21 protein-coding genes and 1 riboswitch are annotated in these 25254 nt (G+C 33.9%); of the genes, 3 read left to right on the plus strand and 18 right to left on the minus strand.

Features of this window, described 5'->3' with window-relative positions; genetic code table 11:
• Nucleotides 1-472 precede the first annotated feature (472 nt).
• The 9 genes from DYH56_RS12115 to DYH56_RS12155 form a co-directional block, all read right to left on the minus strand.
• A complete protein-coding gene (locus tag DYH56_RS12115; protein WP_114643136.1) occupies nt 473-2449 on the minus strand; it encodes an LTA synthase family protein in 1977 nt (658 codons plus the stop codon).
• A 24-nt stretch (nt 2450-2473) separates the two neighbouring features.
• Nucleotides 2474-3424, minus strand: a complete 951-nt coding sequence (locus DYH56_RS12120; protein WP_114643137.1) for a DNA polymerase III delta subunit-related protein — start codon at nt 3422-3424, stop codon at nt 2474-2476.
• Complete coding sequence (locus tag DYH56_RS12125; protein ID WP_114643175.1) at nt 3424-4482, minus strand: rod shape-determining protein; 1059 nt, start codon at nt 4480-4482, stop codon at nt 3424-3426. Before DYH56_RS12125 ends, DYH56_RS12120 begins: the two co-directional genes overlap by 1 nt.
• 133 nt (nt 4483-4615) lie before the next feature.
• Nucleotides 4616-5008 carry a ribonuclease III domain-containing protein gene (locus DYH56_RS12130; RefSeq protein ID WP_114643138.1) on the minus strand — a complete coding sequence of 131 codons (393 nt, stop codon included), beginning with the start codon at nt 5006-5008 and terminating at the stop codon, nt 4616-4618.
• Nucleotides 4996-6489, minus strand: coding sequence for a cysteine--tRNA ligase (gene cysS, locus DYH56_RS12135; protein WP_114643139.1), 1494 nt, complete (start codon nt 6487-6489; stop codon nt 4996-4998). The genes DYH56_RS12130 and cysS overlap by 13 nt, the downstream gene beginning before the upstream one ends.
• Nucleotides 6482-7750 (minus strand): hypothetical protein, encoded by a 1269-nt coding sequence (locus DYH56_RS12140; protein ID WP_114643140.1) that lies wholly within the window; start codon nt 7748-7750, stop codon nt 6482-6484. The genes cysS and DYH56_RS12140 overlap by 8 nt, the downstream gene beginning before the upstream one ends.
• Nucleotides 7751-7856: 106 nt before the next feature.
• The gene (locus DYH56_RS12145; RefSeq protein WP_114643141.1) at nt 7857-8672 is read right to left on the minus strand and encodes a nitrilase-related carbon-nitrogen hydrolase; all 816 of its coding nucleotides are present in this window, start codon (nt 8670-8672) and stop codon (nt 7857-7859) included.
• Nucleotides 8673-8807: 135 nt separating this feature from the next.
• Nucleotides 8808-9518, minus strand: a complete 711-nt coding sequence (ispD, locus tag DYH56_RS12150; protein ID WP_114643142.1) for a 2-C-methyl-D-erythritol 4-phosphate cytidylyltransferase — start codon at nt 9516-9518, stop codon at nt 8808-8810.
• Nucleotides 9494-11836: an endonuclease MutS2 gene (locus DYH56_RS12155; protein ID WP_114643143.1), complete on the minus strand. Its 2343-nt coding sequence runs from the start codon at nt 11834-11836 to the stop codon at nt 9494-9496. The genes ispD and DYH56_RS12155 overlap by 25 nt, the downstream gene beginning before the upstream one ends.
• 173 nt (nt 11837-12009) lie before the next feature.
• On the opposite strand from DYH56_RS12155, the gene rpmB reads away from it, so the two are divergent.
• The 3 genes from rpmB to DYH56_RS12170 all read left to right on the plus strand — a co-directional run bounded on the left by rpmB (nt 12010) and on the right by DYH56_RS12170 (nt 13209).
• The gene (gene rpmB, locus DYH56_RS12160; protein WP_114643144.1) at nt 12010-12267 is read left to right on the plus strand and encodes a 50S ribosomal protein L28; all 258 of its coding nucleotides are present in this window, start codon (nt 12010-12012) and stop codon (nt 12265-12267) included.
• Nucleotides 12268-12412: 145 nt separating this feature from the next.
• Complete coding sequence (locus DYH56_RS12165; RefSeq protein WP_114643145.1) at nt 12413-12802, plus strand: DUF2721 domain-containing protein; 390 nt, start codon at nt 12413-12415, stop codon at nt 12800-12802.
• Complete coding sequence (locus tag DYH56_RS12170) at nt 12793-13209, plus strand: DUF2721 domain-containing protein (protein ID WP_114643146.1); 417 nt, start codon at nt 12793-12795, stop codon at nt 13207-13209. Before DYH56_RS12165 ends, DYH56_RS12170 begins: the two co-directional genes overlap by 10 nt.
• A gap of 436 nt (nt 13210-13645) precedes the next feature.
• Here the strand turns inward: DYH56_RS12170 and DYH56_RS12180 are convergent, their stop codons facing one another.
• From DYH56_RS12180 to DYH56_RS12220, 9 genes are all read right to left on the minus strand, one after another.
• A complete protein-coding gene (locus tag DYH56_RS12180) occupies nt 13646-14788 on the minus strand; it encodes a tetratricopeptide repeat protein (protein WP_114643148.1) in 1143 nt (380 codons plus the stop codon).
• Between the two features lie 269 nt (nt 14789-15057).
• Nucleotides 15058-15255, minus strand: a complete 198-nt coding sequence (locus tag DYH56_RS12185; RefSeq protein ID WP_114643149.1) for a hypothetical protein — start codon at nt 15253-15255, stop codon at nt 15058-15060.
• Nucleotides 15256-15523: 268 nt separating this feature from the next.
• On the minus strand, nt 15524-16057 hold the full coding sequence (locus DYH56_RS12190) for an HdeD family acid-resistance protein (RefSeq protein ID WP_114643150.1): 534 nt from the start codon (nt 16055-16057) through the stop codon (nt 15524-15526).
• A gap of 82 nt (nt 16058-16139) precedes the next feature.
• Nucleotides 16140-17753, minus strand: a complete 1614-nt coding sequence (locus tag DYH56_RS12195) for a phosphatidylglycerol lysyltransferase domain-containing protein (RefSeq protein ID WP_114643151.1) — start codon at nt 17751-17753, stop codon at nt 16140-16142.
• Nucleotides 17750-18397 (minus strand): TVP38/TMEM64 family protein, encoded by a 648-nt coding sequence (locus tag DYH56_RS12200; protein WP_114643152.1) that lies wholly within the window; start codon nt 18395-18397, stop codon nt 17750-17752. The genes DYH56_RS12195 and DYH56_RS12200 overlap by 4 nt, the downstream gene beginning before the upstream one ends.
• Nucleotides 18398-18672: 275 nt before the next feature.
• A complete protein-coding gene (locus DYH56_RS12205; protein ID WP_369928782.1) occupies nt 18673-19665 on the minus strand; it encodes a glycosyltransferase family 9 protein in 993 nt (330 codons plus the stop codon).
• A 99-nt stretch (nt 19666-19764) separates the two neighbouring features.
• A complete protein-coding gene (locus tag DYH56_RS12210; protein WP_114643154.1) occupies nt 19765-21501 on the minus strand; it encodes a Na+/H+ antiporter NhaC family protein in 1737 nt (578 codons plus the stop codon).
• 123 nt (nt 21502-21624) lie between these two features.
• Nucleotides 21625-21799, minus strand: a riboswitch (Lysine riboswitch).
• Nucleotides 21800-21861: 62 nt separating this feature from the next.
• Nucleotides 21862-23160 carry a YeeE/YedE family protein gene (locus DYH56_RS12215; protein WP_114643155.1) on the minus strand — a complete coding sequence of 433 codons (1299 nt, stop codon included), beginning with the start codon at nt 23158-23160 and terminating at the stop codon, nt 21862-21864.
• Nucleotides 23161-23258: 98 nt separating this feature from the next.
• Nucleotides 23259-24983 carry an FAD-dependent oxidoreductase gene (locus DYH56_RS12220; RefSeq protein ID WP_114643156.1) on the minus strand — a complete coding sequence of 575 codons (1725 nt, stop codon included), beginning with the start codon at nt 24981-24983 and terminating at the stop codon, nt 23259-23261.
• Between the last annotated feature and the right edge of the window lie 271 nt (nt 24984-25254).

Below are 25254 nucleotides of genomic sequence, written 5' to 3' on the forward strand. Positions count from 1 at the left end.
ATCCTGAGCCAGGATCAAACTCTACATTCAAATTTATATCCTAACTTCATAAATGAAGTTTAGCTATCTATTAAAAGATAATTATTTTTATAGTGGTTCATTCCACTGTACACCTTAATCGATTGTTTGAAACAAGTTTCAAACGACAATTGAGTTTTTAATTTACACTTTCTTTCTCTATTTAATTGCTAATGTCCTGTTGTCTGCTTCAAAGATACTTCTCTGATGCACAAGAAGAAGTATACCGCGTTTACAACTTTTCGTCAAGGATTTTTTTGTTTTTTTATTGTATGTTTTTATTTCTACGAACTTCATCGCCTCGGCACCCGACTTCAAACCCAATAAAATTAAACCCAGTATGAGTATCAACCCATTATAATAATATTTTTATATTTAATGAAGGTATTCCTAAAACAAGCTAATTAAAAGGAGAGCAGGGACCGCTCTCCTTTTGATTAGTTAGTTAAATTTATTAATTCTCTTTTCCAAAAGTTCCTTCTTTTTCTTGTTCTATCGATAACTCCAAAAATGTTCTGGCTTTTTCTCTATAATTTGCCAAGTCTATATTTTCAACTTTTTTATTATCTTCCTTCCTTACAAGTTTATCTTTTTTCCCGATTATATCTTCTATATAGATATAATTTTTATCTATAACCCCTATATATTGAGTATCAACTACATAGGCAAACTCTTCTTCATTATCTTTTAAAAATAAATTTTTTCCCCATGTAGCATGCTCATACTTTCCTCCTAAGATATGCATCAGAGTCGGCAGCAGGTCTATTTGAGAACCTAAAGTATCTATTGCCTGTGGTTTAACCAAGTTTTTATTTGGACTCCATATTAAAAGTGGATTCGTAAATTTTTTCCAATCTATCTCTATAGGTATACTTCTATTAGCTCCATGATCAGCTACAAACACGAATATCGTATTTTGAGCCCATTTTTTATCTTTCACCGAATCTGTAAATTTACCTATTGTATAATCGGCAAAAGCTGTACCATTATATTTATTATACATTCTGGGATATTCTTTTTTGCTGTGAGTCTGGAATTCTTTAGGTACATCATATGGCGAGTGATTGCTCAAAGTGAACGCTTCTGCAAAGAAGGGCTCCTTAATCTCCCCCATGTCTTTGGTCATCCGTGCAAACATTTTATCATCTGGAACTCCCCAGGCTATCGTTCTGTCTTTTTTAGGAAAATCATCCATATCAAATATCGTATCTATACCGTTTCTTACTAAGAAAGCCTTCATATTATCAAATTCAATATCTCCCCCATAATAGAAATGAGTGGTGTATCCACGATTTTTTAATATATCGGGGATAGAGTAAAAAGTTCTCCTCCCTGCTATAGATTTTTTTATCAAGGCTTGTCCATAACTGGATGGGTATCCGGTTATTGCACTAACTACACCTCTATTGGATCTCTTTCCTGTAGAGTATACATTTTTAAATATTATCCCTTCTTTGGCAAGCCTGTTATAGTTAGGTGTCAGGTCAGGTTCATATCCCAAAGCACCCACATTTGATCCCATAAAACTCTCCATAAGAATCAATACTACATTAGGCTTTATTACAGGTCTCCCTGTATCCGTTGTCCTTCTCAATATATTTTTTCCAGGAAGGTAGGTATCCTGCGGCTGAGTCACGTAGTTTCTGATATTACTTTTCAACTCTTCAGGAGTAAACTTATTTTTTATTGAATTGGCATCGCTGGATTTCATGTTTCTGTTCACATCCACCGACTGGAATAATGCAAATACTCCATTAAGTGCTGTTTGGTTGGCAAAATAATTCTGAGAAAATTCAGCCCTCCCCCACGTAAGGGTAGCCCCGGTTATCCCGCCTCTGGCACTTATCACAAAAATCGGTACAGCCACAATAATAATCATTGAGGATTTTATTATCTCTAAAATATTAAATTTCGGATTTCTATCCATCACCTTACTAAAATTGATTATTGAACAGGTAGTGTAAGTTATAACCGTCAATATAAGCCATAGAATGATTCTTATAACAGGATATTCCACCCAAAACGTCGTCCATATTTCACCCATATGGCCTGTATATCCAAAAACTGTGATATCAGCATGATGGGTAAATGTGTTGTAATACCAGATATCCAATATCATTATGGTAAAAAAAACAAACCCCATTGTAAAACAATATATATAGTTTAAATACCTGCCAATTATTTCCAATCTTATTATCGATAAAACTTTATACACCATATAAAAAATTAATGACCCCAAAATAATATAAGAACTTAGGGCACTGTCAAATATCAATCCGTATCTAAAGCTGCCTATATAATCTATAAAATCTCCTCTGTCTTTTAGAGGAATGTTAACATATATAAATAATAATTTGTTTATAGTTATCAAAGATAATAGCAAAAAATATTGATAAACTATATACTCGGTCAACCTATTTTTTTTCTCCATTGTATATCTCTCCCCTTTTTTAACCTAAAAATTCAGAAAAAATAAAGTTAATGCTGCCTGGGTATTAACGTTATGCCTCAGCCCTTGTTTTAATTCTATCAATTTTTCTGTATATTTAGGAGTTTTTAACCTTACGATGAATATATGCATCAATTCTTCGATTACTTTTCTCTCATGAGACTTATTTTCCACCAGTTTATCATCCTGTAAAATGAATAACAGATCAAAAACTATAGAAAGTTTTTCTGATCTTTTTATCCTCTCTGCATTATATATATAGTCATCTATCCCCTTTAATAGATCGATCTTATATTTTAATTTTTTTTCTGCAAGATATAGATTCAGATATTCACCTAGGTTGGAGTAAGACCTGATCTCATTGAGATCAAACCTTTCCTCCTTCCATTCCAATATCTCACCCATATTTCCCATAAAAAAATTATATACTTTTTCTGTGATCCCCAGATCCTCAGCAGAGGGTTTATCGACCTTTACCACAATAGATCTGGATAAGATGGTCGGTAAAATATTTAAAGTATTGGATACAAGGATGAAAAACGTCCCCTTAGGAGGTTCTTCCATTATTTTTAGGAGAGCATTTGCAGAATATTTATTCATACTCTCAATATCCTTTATAATAAACACTTTTTTTCTTCCTTCATAACTGGAACTGGAGGCCTTATATATGGTGTTTTTTATCTTATCTATTCCGACCTTGCTCTCTCCCTGCAGGAGGCCTACGATCTCTAAGTCAGCATAGTTTCCGTGCTTTATCTTTTTACACACTTCACAGACACCGCAATAATCATTTTCTAATTCCGGGCAATTCATAGCCATGGTAAATGCTGTTGCCAACCCCAACAGGTCTATCCCTTTATCCCCATAGAAAAGGTAGGTTCCTGCTTCCTTATTTTGTCTCAATTCATTTTTTAGAAACAGCTTAACTTCATCTCCAAAAATCAAAGTATCAAACATTATCTTTCAGCCTTTTCTATTTTTCTAAGAACGTCCAATTTATCAAGGGCTAATCCAGCACCCAGTACCACTGATTCTAGGGCATTTTCAGCTAAAACCACATTTAAAAGGGTATTTTTAGCCAGTAATTCCGGGAAGTTTCTAATCATTGATCCCCCGCCTGCCATAACTATCCCCTTGTCTACTATATCAGCTGATAATTCCGGTGGTGTTTTTTCTAAAACCTGCTTAACACTGGTTACTATAGCATCCAGGGAATCTTTTATGGCATCCAGTACTTCACTAGAACTTATCTCCAACGGCTTCGGTAATCCAGTCATAAGGTCTCTTCCTTTAATTATCATTGTTTCGTCTTCTTCTAAAGGAATTGCCGTACCTATCTTGATCTTGATCTCTTCGGCAGTTTTTTCCCCAATCAACAGATTGTGTCTTCTCTTTATATATTTAATAATATCTTCATCAAAATTATTTCCCGCAATCCTGATAGATTTACTTACAATAGTTCCACCCAGGGAAATTACAGCTATATCTGTAGATCCTCCGCCAATATCCACTATCATATTTCCCTCAGGTGCCGAGATATCTATCCCCGCTCCCAATGCCGCTGCTCTGGCCTCCTCTATTAAGTAAGCTCTCTTCGCTCCTGCTGAAATTGCAGCTTCTAATACCGCTCTTTTTTCTACCCCGGTTACTTCGATAGGGACACAGATCATTACCTCCGGCAAGATCATGTTAAACTTTCCGAAGACTTTTTTTATAAAATACTTTATCATTGCTTCTGTAATATCGTAATCCGCTATAACACCCTCACGGAGTGGTCTTACAGCCATTATATGATCAGGTGTTTTCCCCAGCATATCCTTTGCTTCTTTCCCTACTGCCAAGACTTTTTTTGTTTCCCTGTCTACAGCTACTACAGATGGTTCATTCAAAACAATTTTTTCTTTTTGTTTGTCATATACCAATGTATTGGCTGTTCCAAGATCTATCCCTATACTTTTTTGAAATTTAAAGCCTGGAAAACTAATATTAAATTTAAATTTACTTTTTTTCTTCATCTTCTTTTTCTCATCTCCTTTTTTAATATCATTTTCTTCTGCCTGTATAGGGGCTCTTTGAGCTTCCCCCTCTTTTTTTTCTTCTATCTCAGTTTCTTTAGGCTTTATCCGGTTTTTCTGCACCATTATTTTTTTATTTCTCATCATTTTTCTTTTCAAATACATAATTTTCTATAATTTCCTCTATTATGTCTTCCCTCTTATTTATATAACACATGGCAATCAAGGCCTCAAATGCTGTTGCATTTTTATATTCCTTCATAGTACACGATTTTGGAAAAGTTGAAATTTTGGAATTTCTGGCTCTTTTGGCACAAGCTCTGTATTCATCTTCCAGCTCATCTACCACACTTAAATATATCTTACTCTGTGCCACAGCACTCACATGAGCCTTGACCAATTTATTCAAATCCTTTACCTTAAGATTTCTTGCTATAAATTTTTCCCGAAGCCTCAACTCCCAGACGGCATCTCCCAAATATGCCAGCGCCAATCCGTTTAATTCTTTTACCCTTATATTTTCCATGTAGTTTTTTCCCTTCCGTCCTTTATTTTTACACCAATTTCAGCCATCTTATCCCTGATTTCATCGGATAATGCAAAGTTCCTGTCTTTTTTAGCAGCTTTTCTCTTCTCTATTAAAAATTCTATCAATTCCACAGTTAAGTTTCCTGCACTGTCTCCTAATGAATTTTCTATCCCTACTTCTTTTAGAAGTTCAATCAATTCTGCAGTGAGGTCTTTGATCTGTTTTTCCGCCACGATTTCCACTCCCAATACATCTACCAGGGTAGTCTTTAAGAAATCAAAAACATTTTTCAGCACTGCTTTTCCGTCATCACTTAGTTTTTGTTCCATAAATTTATTGGCTTCTTTTATAAGCTCAAATAATACCCCTATAGCTTGTGCGGTATTAAAATCCTCATCCATAGCTTCTACAAACCTCTGTTCAGAACTCTCCAGCACAGCCTTTAATTCTAGCCCGTCACTGCCTTCAGCTGAAGTTTCAGTATCCAGTTTTTCCAGCATAGCCAGCATACTATTTTCAATCCTGTTTATGGCACTCTTAGCCATATCTAGTTCTTTATCGGAAAAATCAACAGGTTTTCTATAGTGAGACGAAAGCATGAAGAACCTCACTACCTTCCCCTCATACTCCTCCAATATTTCACGGAGAAGGAAGAAATTCCCCTTAGATTTAGACATTTTTTCCCCTTTGATATTGATATAACCGTTGTGGATCCAGTATCTGGCATAGTCTCCGCCATAAGAACACTTTGATTGGGCTATCTCATTTTCATGATGGGGGAATATAAGATCCTGCCCCCCCCCATGAATATCAAATGATGCCCCTAAATATTTTTCACTCATAGCACTGCACTCAATGTGCCATCCCGGTCTACCCTTACCCCAAGGCGATCCCCAAGAAAGCTCCCCTTCTTTTGCTGCTTTCCAGAGGGCAAAATCCACAGATGATTTTTTTATATCGGTAATTTCTACCCTGGCTCCAGCTTTTAAATCTTCAATCTTTTGCCCTGATAACTCACCATAATTTTCTTTATACTTTTCCACGTCAAAGTATACATCCCCATTAGATTCATAGGCATACCCTTTACTCTCCAAGATTTTGATAGATTTTATCATCTCTTTGATATGGTCGGTAGCCTTAGGTCTTATCATACCCTCTTCTTTTAAGTTGACTTTTTTTGTATCTTCCAGATAAGCAGCGATATATTTGTCAGCTATATCCTTCACCGTTACCCCTTCAGCATTGGCTCTTTCTATCATCTTATCATCTACATCGGTAAAGTTTTGTACGTATGTAACTTTATAATCTCTATATTCAAAGTATCTTCTTACTGTATCGAAGAAGATGGCAGGTCTTGCATTTCCTATATGGATATAGTTGTATACTGTCGGCCCGCAAACATACATCTTCACCTTACCAGGTTCTATAGGAACAAATTCTTCTAATTTTTTAGTAAGTGTATTGTGTATCTTAATCATTTTTTTCCCCCTCCATCCTATTATATATCTCAAGCAGCTCTTCATCCGTTATGGCTGCTCTTATGTTTATCTTATTTTTTTCTATTTTTCCTCCCATATCCATATATATATCTTTTAGTACCGGATTGTATAACCCTAAATTTAAAGATATATTTATAAATTCATCCTCTTTGGGAGTTGTTGACCCTTCCGACATGATTCCGTTATAGTAGATAACATTATCTTTTATCTCTATGGTCGTCCCATTGCCTAAGATATATTTATCTCCATCTTTTTTCGCAAAGATCTCTATAAGTTTCTTAAAATCTTTTGTCTCTTTTACAGGTAGGATCATTTGATTTTTCACATAGTCATAGACAATTTCTCCATCCACTTTATCCATATACTCTTCAAAATCTTTTCCTGTAAACATCTTTACCATGGATAACATTGAGTTTATTTCCGGGTTTATATTACCCCTGATAAATGTAGTCAGACCTTTAAAATCCGTATTAGTAATATAGATCTTGTCTTTGCCCATATAGTTATGAAATTTTCTATCTTTTTGTTCTATCCCATTGAGATATTTTGAAAATTCCAAATCACCATATAGATAACTATTTATAGAGAGTTCATTCTTTTCATAATCTACGTTTATCTTTACGGCATCCATACCCTGAGCTAATCCTTCCAGGTCTATTACAGCTTCTCCTAAAGTATCACCTTTCATCTTAGAAGATATGTTTTTGTTTATTTCTTTTTTTACAAGTAACCCCATATAATCAGATAGTTTCATCACATCATCCGATATAAAATAATACCCTTTATAATTGGTCATATAGATTTTTTTATCCACATCATAGTTTTCTTCCAGCTGTTTTTGGTAAACCTCTTTCAGGGAAAAATAGTTTTTTCCCAGATCATCGAAATATTCCCCTTGTTTAAATTTAGCAGCAGGGTATCGCCATCCCAGGTTTATAGCTATTATTTCCTTATCTTCTTTTTGATTTTCAGCATTAGAATCATTGTAATAGATAAGGTCTAATCCTTTTATGTGTTTCGTCCACTTTTTAGACTCTTCAAGATCCGTTTGTGTAGTTTTTTCATAGAGCTCATAGTAAGCATTTACTTTCTTACTGTTCAGATCTCCAATAGATATCACGGCCTTACTTTCCTTTACTACCAGCCTCTCGTGGGACAGTTGAAAAGTTAACAGATAAAAAACTATCAGTATTACTAATAAAACTATTGCTCCTGTTATATTCTTTAAAATTTTATTCATAATATAGCCCTCCCATGTGTTTTGAAAAACCCAATAACTTATAAGTACGGCAATTCATGAATCGCCCCTTCCTCAATGAATAATTTCCCGTTGAAATTATTATTGTTTATCCAATTATCTTCTTTAAACTTCTCATAACTAATTCTGGTTTTTCATCTCTCATGACAGGGTTATTTATCCTGGCTCTTCTCAAATCTCTCTTATCTAAATCCACCACTATCATTTCCTCTTCAAAGGTTTTAGCTTCACCTAAAATATCCCCATTGGGAGAATATACCCTGGATCCGCCAAAAAAGTTTACCCCATCTTCATACCCTACCCTGTGGGCAAAGATATAAAAACTTGTGAGTAATTTAGAATAAGTCTTCATCATCTCATCCCAAGTCTGGTTAGGAGATAATTTCGCCCCCTGAGCTCCCCTTGAGGGGCTGTTTACCAGGGTAAATACATAGTCGGCTCCATCCATACTTAACACATAAGGGTTTGAAAGATGCCAGGCATCTTCACATATCAAGATACCGAACCTGCCGAATTTAGTATCAAATGCCTTTATTTCATTCCCGGATTTTAAATATCTTCCCTCATCAAAAAGACCATAGGTAGGCAGATAGACCTTTCTATGGGTATGCTGCAATTTTCCATCCTCTAAATAGAAGGCAGAGTTATAGTAATAATAATCCCTGCTTTCCTCAACCCCACCAAATAAAATACTTATTTTTTTACTCAGCTCATAAAATTCTACCGGGATTCCTGCCACATCAAAGGTCAATTCCTCCAAAAGGTATCCAGTCAGAGACAGTTCTGGAAAAACTACCAGTTCCACTCCTTTTTTTATAGCACTTTCTATATATGATATCATCTTTATCTTATTTTTTTCTACATTCCCAAGTGTTGGATTTATTTGTGCTACTGCTAATTTCATACTCCACTCCTTTTATTTTCGCTGCTTTTCTTCCACACAGATTAAGTCTGATAACAGCTATGATTTTCACAGATTTAAAACTGCCGCCAATCTACATCATGCAGATTAGTATTCATTGGCGGTAAAAGATTTTTGTTATCTCTTTATTTTTTCTTTAGAAAAAACAAGTAGATCTTCCGGTGTAGTTATCTTTATATTTTCATAACTTCCCGCCAGAACTCCTACACGTCCCCCCGCTTTTTCCACCAGGGAGGAATCGTCTGTCCCCAAAAACTTTTGTTTCCTGGCCGTTTTATAACTTCTGTGCAGAATTTCCCCTCTAAATACCTGAGGAGTCTGGGCCGCGAATAACTGGTCTCTTTTAGGAGTCTCTACTATCTCCCCTTTTGAATTTACTACCTTTATAGTATCTTTTATAGGTACTCCTACAACTACCCCATCCAAATCAGTTTCCTTCATCAGTTTAGCATAAGACTCCTCTATATATCTATCCTCTATAAAGGGTCTTACCCCATCCTGAACTCCAATTATACTTTCTTTTGGAATCTGCTTTAATGCATTATAGATCGAATCCTGCCTTTCCTTTCCGCCGCTGACCACGTCTATCACCTTGGTTATTTCAAAGGTTCTACACATCTTTTTCACTTCAGAGATATACTCTTTATTGGTAACAACTACAATTCCTGTCACCCTGTTATTTTTTTCAATCACTTCCAGAGTCTTTATAAATATTGGTTTCCCCTCTACCTCTAAAAATTGCTTGGGGTAGTCGAGCTCCATCCTCTTCCCGACTCCTGCTGCTGCTACTATATAATAATAATCTATTTCAGCGTTACTACTGTGCATCCCAATCCACCTTCATTCATATTTGCATCTCTAAAACTAGCTACATATCTGCATGTTTTAAGGTATTCCTGGATCCCCTTTCTCAGCTGCCCGGTTCCTTTTCCGTGAACTACCTGAATATCAGTATATCCGTTCAATGTAGCTCTATCCATATAGTTTTCCAATTCATTGATCGCCTCATCTACCATCTGGCCCCTCAGATCGATCTTGTAGGTAGTGCTGCTTCCTTTATGACTGTGGATCTTAGTGTATGTTTTTTTCTTCTCTTCCTTCATTATACCTATATCTTCCAATGATACTACCATCTTTAGGATTCCTGCCTGTACCTGAGCCTGATCCTTGTTCATAAATAAACGCAGGATAATTGCATGCTGTTTTAAACTCTTTACAAAGACCTTGTCTCCTACCCCATAAGATATCTTTCTGGCAACCTTTGGTTTCATCATTAATTTTCTCTTTTTTTCTTCTACCATGGAATTTCTAAGCATATTCAAACTTTTTTGAACATCCTTTACCTCATCTTTTTTGTTATCTTCCCTCTGAATTTTATCAACCAGAGCTTTGGCCTTGGCCTGCATATTCTTCATCATCTCTTCCGATTCTTTATATGCCTTTTCCAATATTTCTTCTTTTTCTTTTTCCAGTGTTCTTACTTTTTCAGCATAACTATCCTTTAGCTTTTCAGCTTCTAACTTTAATTTTTTTACCTCTTCATTGGATTTTTCCAATTCATCCGATTGTTCCTTTATGTTGGTTATCATTCCCTCTACTTTTTTATCCTCATCACTGATATAACTTTTTGCTCTTTCAATTACTTCAGGGAGTATTCCCAGTCTTTTGGCAATGGTAAGAGCGTTACTTTCCCCTGGAATTCCCATGAGCAATCTATATGTAGGAGACAGTGTTTCAGAATCAAATTCCATAGATGCAGTTTCTATCCCATCCTCATTGTACCCATGAGCCTTTACCTCACTATAATGGGTAGATATCATAGATTTGCACTTTTTTTCCTTGAGATAGTCTATCACTGCCATGGCAAATGCCGATCCCTCTATGGGGTCTGTTCCTGAACCTAACTCATCTAACAATACTAAACTTGCCTTGGTTACTCCTATCAGGATAGTTTGAATATTTTTTAGATGTGCTGAAAAAGATGACAGGTTCTGTTCAATACTCTGTTCATCACCTATGTCAGCATAGACACCACTAAAGTATCCAATATCTGTTTTATCACTGGCTGTAATTGGTATTCCGGATAATGTCATAACCGTCAGCAGTCCTGCTGTTTTTAAAGCTACTGTTTTACCTCCGGTATTCGGCCCGGTAATCAACAGACTGTTATAATTTTTTCCCAATTCAAAAGTTAAAGGTACAACTTCTCTGGGATTGATCAAGGGATGTCTTCCTTCTACGATGGAAATATATTCCCTCTGATTTAATCTGGGGATTATGCATTTATTCTCCAGCCCATAGCTGCACTTAGCATTTAAATAATCTAAATCTAAAAGAGCTTCTCCTACTTCCATTAACCCCACTAGATTATTTCTCAGATTATCGGTAAGTCTCAGAAGGATCTTTCTGATCTCCTCTCTCTCCCTTACCTCTAATTCTCTCATCTTGTTATTCAACGAAACCACACTTATAGGCTCTATAAATACTGTCTGTCCGCTAGATGACCTGTCGTGCTCTATTCCCTTAATCTGCCCTTTAAAATCTGTTTTTACAGGTATTACACTTCTGCCGTCCCTTACTGTCACTATCTTTTCCTGGATAGCCTTGGCATATGCAGGATTTGAAATAAGATCATCAAATTTTCTTTTGATATTATTTTGAATTAATTTTTTACTATATCTGATATCTCTCAGGTCAAGGGAGGCTGTATCTTTTATCTCTTTCTGGTTGTCTATAACTGCCTCAATCAATTCCTCTATTCCTTTATATGTAGGTATATCCTTAAACCTCATATGCAGACCTCTGTATTTCCCCTCTAATTCCTGAAATTTAGTTTTTATCACTCTGAATACCCTTAAGTTTCTGGCAATATGATACAGATCCTCTACATCTAAATAAGTTCCTATCAGGCTGGTTTTCTTTAAATACATCACTATATTCTTTATCTCCGACAGTTCTATCCCGCCGTCATACTTCAGCATATCCATAAAGTCTTGTACATTTTCTAATTCTTTCTTTATACTATTTATATCTTTCATTGGGATAATCTCTAATATTTTCCCCTTAGTTTCATCCAAAATAGCATACTCACTTATGTTTTCTTTTACTTTATCAAACTCCAATACGCTTAAACTGTGCTCATTCATTTTACGACCTCTTTATTATTCGACTTTTATCTATAATTTATACATTCTATTATATCATAAGAGTTTTTTTTTTTACAGGAAACTATATCTTTATTGTAGAAAAACCCTTGCTTTTTTACTTTCTTTATGCTAAAATTTAAGCCGATGTTTTAATAAATAGGAGGTGCAATATAATGAAAAGATGTGAAATCACTGGTAAAGGAATTACTTTCGGACACAGTATCTCTCATGCTCATAACATGAACAAGAGAATATGGAAGCCAAACTTACAAACAGTTAAAGTTGAAATCAACGGTCAATTAACTAAAGTAAAAGTTTGTGTTAAAATGTTAAGATCTTTAAAAGCTGCAGATTCAGTTGAAGTTGCTAGAATTTTAAAGAAAAATGCTGCTACTTTAAGCCCTAGAATCACTAAGGTTTTAAGCAAGTAATAGCAATAAAAAAAAGACAGCCATTAAGGATCTGTCTTTTTTTATTTCCCGTAAATAAATATTTTGTATATTTCCACCTATCTTGATAGAATAGATCATAACTTAACAATAGATGGATAATCAATAATAATAAGGAGGGTTTCCTATGAACTATGTCATTCCGGCACTGTTATTTTCAGGAATTTCCATGTTTTTTAATGGGTATACCATTAGATATTTAAATTTATCCAGGTTAATCAGAGATTTTCATAGCCGCCCGGATAAAGATTGTAATCTCAAAGCCCAGATAGAAATTTTTAGATTACGGGTAAAATATATTAAGTGGATACAATTATTTTCTGTATTTTCCCTGCTTTTAGCCACTTTGTCTGTATTCACTATTTTTTTTGAATATATTCAGACTGGATGGATTTTATTTGCATTTTCCATCATCAGTTTTTTAATATCTCTCATTATTTCTGCCCTGGAAATTAAAATTTCTACAACAGCTTTAAATATTTCCACAAAAAACGGAGGCGATCCAAGATGCAGTTAACACTTACAACCCCGGCACTAATTTTTTCTACTATCTCACTTTTACTTTTGGCATATACCAGCAGATTTTTGGCCTTAGCTAACCTTATCAGGTCGCTGCACAGTCAGGCTTCTCAAGAGATAAATAGAGTTGATATCCTCATGCCCCAGATAGAAAATTTAAGATTGAGGGTAAAAATTATAAAAAATATGCAGTTAATAGCAATTATTTCCCTGTTTTTCTGTGTTTTTTCCATGTTTTTAATATTTTTACAGCAGATGATCTTGGCAGAATTTGCCTTTGCGGTCAGTCTGATCTTACTCATGATCTCACTGTCCCTTTCTGCTATAGAGATCAATATATCGGTAAAAGCACTGAATATAGAGTTGAGCCAGTGTGTAGGAGATCGGTGTAAATTAGTTAAATAAAAAAAGTGGCAGAAATCTCTGCCCACCCTGAAGGTTCAAAATTATTTACAACTGCCTATTTTTTTAAAATAGAAGTGCAATATCATAGTGATTTTAGGATTAATTTATCTTCTTGTGCGACTAACGACAGGGGTTTAGGTATCTCTAAAAAAATATCACATATTATATTAAATACTGTAATTTATTTTTTTTCATTTATTAATAAGTTTTTTAATTTTTAATACCTCTAATTTTGTTTCTAAGAGTCTTCAGACTTTAATTATGTTAGACCCTAACATAAAATTGATTAGTTATCTCCTGATGTTTTTTTAATTTTTCATCATATATCCTCTGAAATATGAAAAAAAAGCCATTGAATACCTCCTTTAAATTTATAATGGTATTTTTTGAATAAGAAGATTAGCCTCATATTCTAAAGAATTATTTATATAAAATTTTAATATATGTGCAAAAAATCGTAACAAATCATTTTTTTCGGTATTTTACAAATTATTTTTATTAATTCTTGCTGTTTTAATGGTTGATTCCCATAAAGTAAAGCAAGTTGTTTAATAGAATCTAAATATTTAATCGGGTTAAAGTGATAATGGTTAAGATCTATGGGAAATGAAATTTCCTTTTCAAATGCATCTATAGCTTTCGTTTTTTCTCCTAAATATAAATAAGTTAATCCTATATTCCGATAAGTTTGATACAATATTTCACTTTTTAACTCTTTAAGTATATTTTCAAGTTTATTAATAGTAACCTTTATCAGCATTTCATTTTTCATTCTTTTAGCACAGGAAATGATATTAGTATAACAAATTTCTAACTCATGATAATTTACCGGGTCACTTACACTTTTTTTAAAGTATTCAATGGCTTTTTCATATTCATCTAGATTTTGATAACAAATTCCCAGATTATTGTAAGAACGGTAGTAGTCTTTTGTAATCTCCTGCATATTAATAACAATTTCAAAACACGAAATAGCCTTCTTCCATTTTTGAGTTTCAAAGAGGTTCACTCCGGTATTATAAACTAAGATAGCTTTTGTTTTATATGGAGCTGTATCTATCTTTTTTTTATATCTCAGGTATATATCATAGGTAAGTTCAATTTTTTCCAATCTGATAATCTCAATTAAGACGGAGTAGAAAAGAGCGGAGCAAGAAAAATTATTTAACAGATCATAATAGCCCTTTAAAGCTTCTTCTTCCCTGCCTGTCTTTTGCTTATGCTTGGCTATAATATATCGGTATTTACAGCTGTGAACTTCTTTGTCCCGTTCAAAATTCTCAATTTCTTCTTGTTTTTCCTTGGAATAAATACTTTTATTTATAAGGCTTTCATTGACTAATTGATCCAGTTCCTGTTGGGGAGTAATATATAAATCTTCTATGGTAATAACCTTATCTATATTTTTTTCCTGAAAAATTTCATTAAAAGAATCAACCAATAAAGGGATATGTTTTTCTTTAAGAGCATTATGTCCTTTTTTTATTTTAGTAAGATAAGTAGCGCTAATCCCTTTACACCCTAGTTCTTTTAAAGTTATTTTGTGTATTTTAGCTATTTCAAATATTTTGTTTTCCATATGACCTCCTGAAATGTAATCACATTATATAACTAATGTTCATTTTTTTCTACCGAAATTCAATTTATGGTAAAAAATGAATAAAGGAACACTTAAAATTCAGTTTTTATGTTTTTTTATAAAAAATTTGGGAAATCAATTTTAATAATATAATATAGTAACACTCAGGAGAGAGTTAAGAATAAATAAGAAAAAAGAGAGCTCATAGCTCTCTTTTTTCTTATTTTTTGATTGTTTTACTATTTATATTATAAAAAAATTATCAAATGTCATTCTTCCAATGAATCCTCCAAAATATTGATCTCTCCTAATTGTATTTTTTTCAATAACTTTTTCAGCAGCTCATTATATTCAATTATATTAAGGGAATCTATTTTAAGCTTATTACTGCTCATCTCAACCTCTACCAATGTCCTGATTAATTTTACCTCTGTCAGATCTACCTTTAAATTTGCTGTATATTCCATATTCATCACCTCAATTTAGTTTTCATAGGTAATATACATAAACTAATAGGGTTTTCCTTTAGGAATTTATGAGTTAACCTAATATTAATATTAATATTGATAAGATTTTTCAAATTCAATTAATTCAATATAATCTCTATAAATTATACAGTAATATACAGTAGATCCTGCTGCTGCCTTTTTTATTGTGTCATAAATACCTTAAATCAACAATCTTCCCCCTTCTTCAAATATATTTGAAGAGTGGGGGTACTATCTACGATATACATTACTCCTTATACAGTTTATTCATCCCCATTGTTATAATAAATAGGTCAACCCCACTAAATATTATAAACCAAGCTATGGCAAGAACTATTAGTTCAGTTGAAAACATAGGGATTCCTACAAATAACATTCCAAATAGTATACTTACAACTGCCGTCGACATATGAGGTGTCTTAAGTTCGTCTTTTTTACCAAATGAGTTAAAGATAATAAACAGACCTCTGATTAAAAGTAATATACCAATATAAACAATTAAATATACCTCTGAAAGAATCGGTGATATGAAAATTGAGAAGGAAAGAATAATCTCTATAATTCCTAAAAACAGACTCATCCCCCAATGATATGCTGGATTATTCAAATTTTTTATCCCATCTATAAAATTAATAACCCCACTTAATAAAAAGAAGGCTCCTAAAATATAGATTAAATATACTGAAAATACCACTGGATAGATAACCCCTGATATCCCTGTAATAATATAGAGAACCGCCAATAAATAGAGACTAATACCTGCCTTTGTTTCTTTGTTCATAATAATCTACCTCCTAAATTAATTTTATAAAACTATACTATATGGTGGGTCATACTTTATTAATTTATCAATCATTATAAAATTATTTTTTAAAAACCTTTAGCACTCCTCCAGAAACAAGGGAAGTAATATCAAGGAGAAGTCGAAGGAGGTTAAAATTTCCGCTATAAGCTATATATTTAGAATTCCATTCTGGAAAAAACTTATTTTTAAATTTTTTAAGTCCTTCAAAGTTGTAGTAAGTATCGGAATTTTCATATATAAATCCAGCATATCTATTCCAAAAGTTAGCATACATGCTCGTTTCTATTCCTGATAATGGAGCCATCCCAAGAGAAAATTTTTCATATCCTTCTTCCTGAGCCCATAGGATTATTTGAATAAACAGGAACTCCATTGTACTTGCAGGAGCTTTATTTGAATATCTCATAAGATCTATAGACATCTCTTTTTTATCTTTTGTAGGTAAAAGATTGGAGAAAGCAATGATTTCATCGTTATAATACAGTACAGCAATTGGAAAATTTTTTAAATAATCTTCATCAAAAAGTCCAAGGGAAAATTCCTTTTCCCTGGTTTTTTTAGTAGTTAACCATTCATCTGAAATATCTTTCAGCTCATTTAAGACAGGCTTCAAGTCATAAAAAATTTCAAATTTTAATCCCTCTTTAGACAGCTTACTGTTAACATATCTGAGTTTTTTGTTTTCAGAACCCTCAAGGGAGAAGGATGGGAGGTCAATTACAGCTTCCTCGCCTATCTTAATAACTTTTAGACCTAGGTTAAGATAGTATTTTAAATAAGATTCATCGATCTCGTAGAATGCAATATTTTTATCATTCACCCGGCCTAAGGTATTGAATTTATCCAATAAAATAGGTATATCCTCACAGCGGCAGATTGGATCTCCTAAAGAAATATAGTTGTTTTTAGTCGTTCCGTACATAATGAAGCCATCTCTATTATCGGTGAGTAAAAACTTTTTATCACTTAAAAGTGAAAAATATCCACGACTTGAGTTGAAATGAGAGAGAATTTCTTTAATCTCCTCTTTATCTATATCAGCTTCACAGCCATCAACTTCAAATGGTTTAAAAAATAATATCCCTAAGTAATACAGAATAACTAAACTACCTATAAGAATACTGTGTAAAAATATAAAAACGCTATGATTGTGACTGAAATTCCACCAAAGAGAGCTGCTGTAGCGAACATCTGTATGGATACTTAAACCAATGATTGTTGAGATTAGTATAAGCACAAAAAAGTAGAGTAACCATATTTTAGAAACATTCATTTTAAGAAGAAATCCCTTTCTATAAAAATAATCTTTTGAAAGAAGGGAAAGGGACAGTACAAATATTAGGATAAAACACTCTAAGTAGTTGATCCCCTTTAGAAGAAGAAGGAGGATCGCTCCTACTAGGATGAAATTATTCAAGAACCAGGCTCTTTTCATCTTTTTGAAAAGGCCGTATGACATAACAATAAGTAAAATAGAGGTTACATTTATAAGATATTTCGAAAGAAAAATTACTTCCTCTGGAAATATTTTAAATAAAAAGTTAAAAATAATCAGATTTTCAGGGTAGATTCCGCTTACCAATAGAAGAGAGCCGCTAAATAGAGTAAGGATACTCAAAACAAATGGAACATTGAATAGTAATAGGTACTTGATCGCTTTTAAGGTTTTCACAGATTTTCCTCCTTTTTAAAATTATTTGATTTTTCAGTGTACAAGTAACTGATTCCTTTTATTAAACTTAAAAACAAGATGAGAAATAGCAATGAGTGTTCTATTTTTTTATTCTCGAAGATTTTGCTAAAACCAGTAGTATAGAAAAGATTCATAATATACGTGAAAATAGTAGAGATTATAAGGTATGGCGTAAATTTCACTTCAACGAGTCCATATATATAATTTTGTATTCCATATGAAAAAACAGGAACACACCTTGTAATCAAAATTGTTTTCATAAAATTTCTATTCACACCTTTTTTTATAACATTAAAAAACTTTACTTTTTCTATTTTTTTTAAAATTGAAGTGCTGATTTTAGATCTGGTTATACCAAAAGAAATAATCAGTCCCAGGGTACAGGCTATTGTGTTGTAAAATGCACCCATAAAACCACCAAAAATAAGAGCACTCATTATTGTAAGTGGAAGGACTGGAAGCATTAAAAGAAGGGTAAAAGTATAAATAAGTATAAAGATTACAGGAGCTAAACGTCCGCTCTTCTTAACAATATCCATGATGCTGTTTAAATCAAAATAAGTATGAGAAAAGTAGAGTATAAGAATAAATACTCCTAATAACAAATAATCAATTTTTTTCATATTGTCTCCTTTCTACAAGAAATATTTAAAGATATTTTGCTCGACTTGTGTAATTTAAGATTATTTTAATATTCTACAGATTATATATACAAATTAATGAACTATCCCTGCATCAATAATCACAAAATTTTTCAAATTCCGTCAATTCAATATAATCTCTATAAATTATACAGCCATATATAGTGGCTCCTGGCACAGGATCTCCCGATTTAAAATAGAGTGTTCCTTTTTTTAATTAGTTAAATAAAAAAAATCGAGGAATTCCCCGATTTTTTTTATTTTTTCTCTATTTCTCCCATAAGGTCTTCAGCACTTATATTCTTCATACAGTTAAAATGATCCTTAGGACATTTTTTATCCCCGTGCAGAGAACATGGAGAACAGGGTTCATTTCCATAGATCAAAACTCCTAATTCATCGTACTCAAACATAGTTGGATCTGTAGGGCCGAATATTACATAGGATTTAGTCTTAACTCCACGCCCGATATGAAATGGTCCCGAGTCATTGGTCACCAAAAATTTTGCTCCTGCTAACAATGCCCCGCTCTCTTTCAGGCTTAGTCTGCCAGCCAGATTTATGCAGATATTTCCACTTATTTTATTGATCTCCTCACACTCTTCCTTCTCTTTGGGGCTTCCTATGAGGATTATCTCTGTCTTATATTTTTCCTTTACCAATTGAGCCAGTTTACCAAATCCTTCTACAGTCCACTTTTTAGTGTTTTTAGAAGCTCCCGGTGCAAACACTACATAATTTTTATAGTTCTCTACTTTTTTTTCATCCTCACAGGTAAAATTAAACTCCAGATCTTCCCCGGTGTACTCTATTCCCAAAACCTTGAAGGCATCAAAATAATTTTTTACTATGGTATTGTCAGCCCTATACTTAATCAATCCTAATTTTACCAGGATAGTCTTATATAGCGATCTTTTTATATACCTGAAAGTTTTCTCTCCCAAAAAAAATGTGATTAATCTGGATCTTACCTTGGAGTGCAGATCAAACACATAATCATAGTTATTTTCTTTCAACATCTTTGAAAATCGCCTTATATTTTTTATCCCGTCATCTGTATCTTTTTTAAAGGTTATCAGGTTATCTATATTGGGATTACCCTCTATGGCGTCTTTAAATTTATCCAAGACTATAAAGTCAATCTTTAAGTTTTTATTTTTTTCTTTTAATTTTTTCAGGATTGGGGTGGTCAAGATAACATCCCCTATTGAACTCAGTCTTATTATTAATATTCTCATTTTTTCCCCCAATCTATAATTACACTAGTTTTTTATCATTTTATTATACCATAATTATTATTCAAAATAAAAAAAACCTAGTCGGGTTTTCGACTAGGTCTCCTAAATTTTCTATGCTAATTCCACTTCTTCTTTTACCACCGATACTTCCTCTACAGACTTACCTGCAAACCTTACAGTAAGTATAGTAACCAGTACGGATATAGGTAAAACGATATAGATAGATATTCCCATCCCAACTGGCAGATATCCAAATAATACTGTGATAGCTCCTACCACAAGTGCATATATAACTTGAGTTTTAACATGCTCTATATGATCACATTCAGCTCCCATGGATGAAAGAATAGTTGTATCGGATATCGGTGAACAATGATCCCCGAAGATAGCTCCTGTAAGAACTGCTCCTATACTCATTACTATATATGATGATAATGTTTCTCCCGATAACCCGGCCCCTCCACCGATGGCATTAGCTAACGGTATTGCCAGGGGCATCAATATTCCCATAGTTCCATATGATGTTCCTGTAGAAAAAGCAATTACAGATCCCAAGACAAATATTATAGATGGCAGAATTGATTTTGGTATACTTCCAGCCAGTGCATTTACCAGGTATACCGATGTTCCTAATTCCTTTATCAGAGAAGTCAGTGACCAGGCCAATAATAAGATAACTCCTGTGATCACCAATGATTTCATCCCGTGTACCCAGGTATCGACAGCCTCTGAAAACTTAAATATCTTCTTAGATATTCCCATAATGATAGCTACAATGGAAGCAAACAATGCTGCCTGGAATATTACCAATGATGCATCGGCATTTCCAAAGGTTTCCCTGATGGCATAAAATGACAGTGGAGAATTATTTACAGTCTCCAGTACCGCTCCCTCTAAATAACCCTTTCCATTCAGATAGAAACCTACAAAAGAACCTACGATCAATACCATGATAGGTATGATGGCGTTCCATATGTTCAATGCCACTCCCTCTTTGGGAGCTATCATCGCAGCTTCCTCAGGAGAAACTTTAGCTGCTGAACCGCTTGTTACCTGACCGGTTGTTCTGGCTCTCATTTCAGCTTTGGCCATGGGACCAAATTCTCTCAAGAAATATGCTGTAGAAGCCACAAATATCAGCATCAGTATATTATAAAATCTATATGGAATTGTTTGTACAAAGATACTGTATGCATTTATATTATCCATTCCTATCAGTGAATATCCGTCTTTTATTACCGATATTTCATATCCTACCCAGGTAGAGATAAGGGCTATCCCTGCAATCGGAGCTGCAGTGGAATCTATTATAAATGCTAATTTTTCTCTGGATATTCTCATCTTATCCGTTATGGGTCTCATAATCGGTCCTACAATAAGTGCATTGGCATAGTCATCGAAGAAGATAAATAATCCCATAACCCAGGTGATCAATTGAGCTGATCTGGGAGTTTTTGCTCTTTTGGCCAAAGATTCTGCCACAGCTCTTGCTCCCCCCATTTTAGAGATCAATGCTACCAATCCCCCTATAGTTAAACACTGTAAGATTATACCTGCATTCCATGAATCTGCCATGGACCCGATTACCCTGTTGGTTATATCGGAAAATCCTCCCAATAGACTAAATAAATAATTTTTCCCCTGAGTTATTCCCAGTAAAAACGATCCTGAATAGATTCCTATAAACAATGACAAAATTACATTCTTAGTGATAAAAGCTAAAGTTATAGCTACAATTGGTGGCAACAGTGTCCACATCCCTAAATTTAACGCTGCCTCTGCCGAATCTGCTCCAAACCCCAAACTACTCATAACTCCTAACAACAATACAATTATTATACCTCTCATATCTTTCCTCCTTGATGTTTTGAAGAAAGGAGATCTTTTAACTCAAAAAAAGAGTTATCGGATCTCTACCGATAACTCTAATTTATAAACCTATAGTTATGTATAATAGGCTCTATCTTAAAATCATTCGACAGCTCCCCATTATCATCTGATAATGACAGTCCTACAGATATTATCCATAGTCCCAACCTAAGATTTCGACAAATCTTAAATTTCGGCAAAACTTCCTTTCTTTTGGTCTCAAAGTCTATCCGACTCCTCCAAAATACTCCTAAGGTTTGCAACCTCTATCTTCATTCATATATTTTTATGTTCAGACTAGTATATCCATTTCAGCTATATTTGTCAAACATATTTTAATTATTTTATTTTTACTGCAACTCTGTTTCCTAAAATTCCTCCACCTACTAAAGCAGCAAAGAAAACCCATCCGGATAGTGAGAAGTTTGCAATTGGAGTATATAGTGCTCCTACATTACAACCGTTTGCAAGTCTAGTTCCTAATCCCATTAATATTCCACCCATAGCATATAAAGCTACCTGTTTAGGTGTAACTTTAATTTCACTTGTCACTACACTTTTAAATGTCCCGGCTAAAAGTAAGCAAATTACCGTTCCTACCATGATCCCTACATTTTGAACATTGATTGGATGGTTGAAAAATGGCATTGTGTATAATTTTACTGGGAAGTTAGTAAAGTTAGATAATGATTCAGGTGATACTCCGAATACCATTAAGAATCTTCCAAACCACCATCCGTAAGGCGTAGAAGCTCCCCATCCGGCTTTAGTTACACCCATTAATAATGTGAATATAACTGCTATTACTGCAGCCCCTACTCCCATACTCCAAGGTTTAACAAATAATTTTACATATGTCTCTTCACTTAATAATTTGAATTCTTTATTACTCTCATCCTTTTGAGTGACGATTTTAACCTGCTCTATTTCACTGGGTACCCCTGTAAAAGTTCCTGAGATTTTTCTAGATGATTCGTATTTTTTAGATAAATAAACTACAATACCACATAGGAATGAAGTTAATAAAACTGCTCCTAAATATCCGTCTAATCCATCCCATTTGAATAAGTCCGGGAAATAAACTCCGTTATATAACTTTGCTCCTGTTTCAGAGGTGAACCATGATTTTCTGATCCAATCCGTTGGAATACCGGCATCTTTTACCCAAGTTGCTGCTCTTTGGAAAGGAAACCCTAGGAAAACACCCATACCGAAAAAGATAAGAGTTATAAAACCTCTTGAAAATCCAGTAACAACATCTGTTAAAACTCCCGATGCACAACAAACTGAAAATGTCATACCAAATCCAAACATGATTCCACCAAGGATTAACCCGGAGTTAACCTGGTTTACCCATAAATCATAAGATGAAGCATCTGCATTATAAAGAAATGCAGCGGATAAGATAGAAGTTCCCAAGAACATATAAGCCAGTATTCTCATTAATTTTGTCGAACCTGTGTTATATGCTCTGTTAACAGATCCTGCAAACCCCATAAATGCCCTGGTTAGTGCATATCCAAATCCTATTCCCGCTAACAATCTGAAAAATAACATGGAGCTGCCTAACATTGTTTTACCCATGATTAATGTTAAGATTATAACTATTAATCCTAATAAATTTTGTCCTTTTTTCATTTTTAAACCTCCTAAAATACTAATTAAATTTTGTATATTTTTTCACGTTATATATTATAAAATTCAGGAGGAGGTTTTGCCTCCCCTTATTTTATTTATTAGAACTTTGTATTTTCTAAAGTTGCACAACAACCAACACAATCACCTATCATGATCTCTTCCCTGGTTTTGTCGTTATAACAAGATACCTCTTCATACATCTTGATAAATTCATAACTTCCTGCAACGTTTTTTGCATCATAACCATTTGCCTGAAGCATCAATGTCATGTTGTAACTTCTCTCACCTGTTCTGCAGTGAACGTATACCGGCCTTGTTTTATCCAATTCATCTAATCTATCTCTCATAACACTCATAGGAATATTTACAGTTCCCTTTACATGTCCCGCTTCATATTCACAAACTTCTCTAACGTCAATAACCTGTTCCCCGGCCTTTAATAAGTCATAGACCTCCATAAATGTTACCTGCTTAAATGCACCTTCGTTCAAATTTGAACCGATGTACCCAATCTTGTTGACTACATCTTTACCCGTTCCAAATGAAGGAGCATAAGTTAATTCCAAGTCAAATAGATCTTCTACTGTCATACCGGCTTTGATTGCAGTAGCAATTACGTCTGCTCTCTTATCCGGTGCTCCTGTTGCTGCAAATTGAGCTCCCAATACCTTCCCGGTTTTCTTTTCAAATAACAATTTAGAGAATACCAGGTGTGCTCCAGGCATGATTCCTACAATTCCTGGAGGTGCTGCATAAACTACTTCATAGTCGATTCCGGAATCTTTTAACATTTTTTCAGATAATCCTGTAGAAGCTATGTTCATATCGAATAACTTAACTACTCCTGATCCGATATAACCATTGTTTTTTATCTCTCTGCCATTGATTCTGTCAGCTATTAATCTTCCCTGCTTGTTAGCAGGACCTGCCATTGCCAATGGGCATAAGTTTCCAGTTAACTGGTTTCTCACTAAGATTGCGTCTCCTGCTGCATAAACATCCTTGGCTGTTGTTTCATAGTTATCGTTAGTTACTATATACCCTCTGTCTGTTAATTCTATTCCCGAATCTTTTAAGAATCCGGTAGATGGTCTTACTCCTATAGCTAAGATTACCCCATCAGTTTCTATCTCTCTTCCAGATTTTAATAATACTTTTTTAGTGTCGAATCCCTCTACAAGATCTTCCAATACTATTTCAATTCCGTGCTTAACCATTTGAGCCTGCCCGAAATAAGATATCTCTCTATCTACGAAAGGTATTATTTGATCCGTTCCTTCTACTAAAGTAACTTCGATTCCTGTTTCTCTCAAGTTTTCAGCGGCTTCTAATCCTATGAATCCTCCACCTACTACAGTGATATGCTTAGGGTTTTTAGCTTTTACAAACTTCATTATCTTGGAAACATCAGGTACTGTCTTTAGTACAAAGTTATCTATCTTATCCAATCCTGCAAATGGAGGTACGATGGCATCTGCTCCAGGAGATACTACCAATGCATCGTATTTTTCAGTGGTTATTTCCTTAGTTAAGGTATTTTCCACCTCAATTGTTTTAGCTTCTGTATTTACAGATATAACGTTGCTGTTTACCCTTGCATCTATCTTATACTGGCCTTTAAATTTTTCCGGCGTCATTAATATCAATGTTTCCTCTTGTTCAACTAAACCAGAGATGTGGTACGGTAAACAACAGTTTGAAAATGATACTACCGGACCTCTTTCAAACATGATTATTTCTGCATTTTCATCTAATCTTCTGCTTCTTGCTGCTGCTGACGCTCCTCCTGCTACTCCACCTATTACTAGTATTCTTTTACTCATTTTCTTCCTCCCTGGTTTCTATTGTATTTTTTTTCACATTTATATTTATTATTCTTTAATTTTCTAATCTGTTATACCCTGACCCAGTATATCAAATTAGAAAACATGAGTCAACTTAAATTCCCATGTTTTTTGCAGTTTTTTTCTTGATTTAGTTCATTTTTATCTTTTTTAGTACTTTTACCCTTTCGAAAAACACCATGGACACCACCAATTGTTTTAATTTTATTCCTCTCTATTACCACAGTATTCCATAGAGAAAACACCATTT

Origin of the sequence: Psychrilyobacter piezotolerans (assembly GCF_003391055.1) — a bacterium.
Taxonomy (GTDB): Bacteria; Fusobacteriota; Fusobacteriia; order Fusobacteriales; family Fusobacteriaceae; genus Psychrilyobacter; species Psychrilyobacter piezotolerans.

Excerpts from the sequence above, each read along its gene's own strand:
- DYH56_RS12115 (WP_114643136.1), bottom strand. The coding sequence starts at position 2,449 with ATGGAGAAAAAAAATAGGTTGACCGAGTATATAGTTTATCAATATTTT.
- DYH56_RS12120 (WP_114643137.1), bottom strand. The coding sequence starts at position 3,424 with ATGTTTGATACTTTGATTTTTGGAGATGAAGTTAAGCTGTTTCTAAAA.
- DYH56_RS12125 (WP_114643175.1), bottom strand. The coding sequence starts at position 4,482 with ATGAAGAAAAAAAGTAAATTTAAATTTAATATTAGTTTTCCAGGCTTT.
- DYH56_RS12130 (WP_114643138.1), bottom strand. The coding sequence starts at position 5,008 with ATGGAAAATATAAGGGTAAAAGAATTAAACGGATTGGCGCTGGCATAT.
- cysS (WP_114643139.1), bottom strand. The coding sequence starts at position 6,489 with ATGATTAAGATACACAATACACTTACTAAAAAATTAGAAGAATTTGTT.
- DYH56_RS12140 (WP_114643140.1), bottom strand. The coding sequence starts at position 7,750 with ATGAATAAAATTTTAAAGAATATAACAGGAGCAATAGTTTTATTAGTA.
- DYH56_RS12145 (WP_114643141.1), bottom strand. The coding sequence starts at position 8,672 with ATGAAATTAGCAGTAGCACAAATAAATCCAACACTTGGGAATGTAGAA.
- ispD (WP_114643142.1), bottom strand. The coding sequence starts at position 9,518 with ATGCACAGTAGTAACGCTGAAATAGATTATTATTATATAGTAGCAGCA.
- DYH56_RS12155 (WP_114643143.1), bottom strand. The coding sequence starts at position 11,836 with ATGAATGAGCACAGTTTAAGCGTATTGGAGTTTGATAAAGTAAAAGAA.
- rpmB (WP_114643144.1), top strand. The coding sequence starts at position 12,010 with ATGAAAAGATGTGAAATCACTGGTAAAGGAATTACTTTCGGACACAGT.
- DYH56_RS12165 (WP_114643145.1), top strand. The coding sequence starts at position 12,413 with ATGAACTATGTCATTCCGGCACTGTTATTTTCAGGAATTTCCATGTTT.
- DYH56_RS12170 (WP_114643146.1), top strand. The coding sequence starts at position 12,793 with ATGCAGTTAACACTTACAACCCCGGCACTAATTTTTTCTACTATCTCA.
- DYH56_RS12180 (WP_114643148.1), bottom strand. The coding sequence starts at position 14,788 with ATGGAAAACAAAATATTTGAAATAGCTAAAATACACAAAATAACTTTA.
- DYH56_RS12185 (WP_114643149.1), bottom strand. The coding sequence starts at position 15,255 with ATGGAATATACAGCAAATTTAAAGGTAGATCTGACAGAGGTAAAATTA.
- DYH56_RS12190 (WP_114643150.1), bottom strand. The coding sequence starts at position 16,057 with ATGAACAAAGAAACAAAGGCAGGTATTAGTCTCTATTTATTGGCGGTT.
- DYH56_RS12200 (WP_114643152.1), bottom strand. The coding sequence starts at position 18,397 with ATGAAAAAAATTGATTATTTGTTATTAGGAGTATTTATTCTTATACTC.
- DYH56_RS12210 (WP_114643154.1), bottom strand. The coding sequence starts at position 21,501 with ATGAGAGGTATAATAATTGTATTGTTGTTAGGAGTTATGAGTAGTTTG.
- DYH56_RS12215 (WP_114643155.1), bottom strand. The coding sequence starts at position 23,160 with ATGAAAAAAGGACAAAATTTATTAGGATTAATAGTTATAATCTTAACA.
- DYH56_RS12220 (WP_114643156.1), bottom strand. The coding sequence starts at position 24,983 with ATGAGTAAAAGAATACTAGTAATAGGTGGAGTAGCAGGAGGAGCGTCA.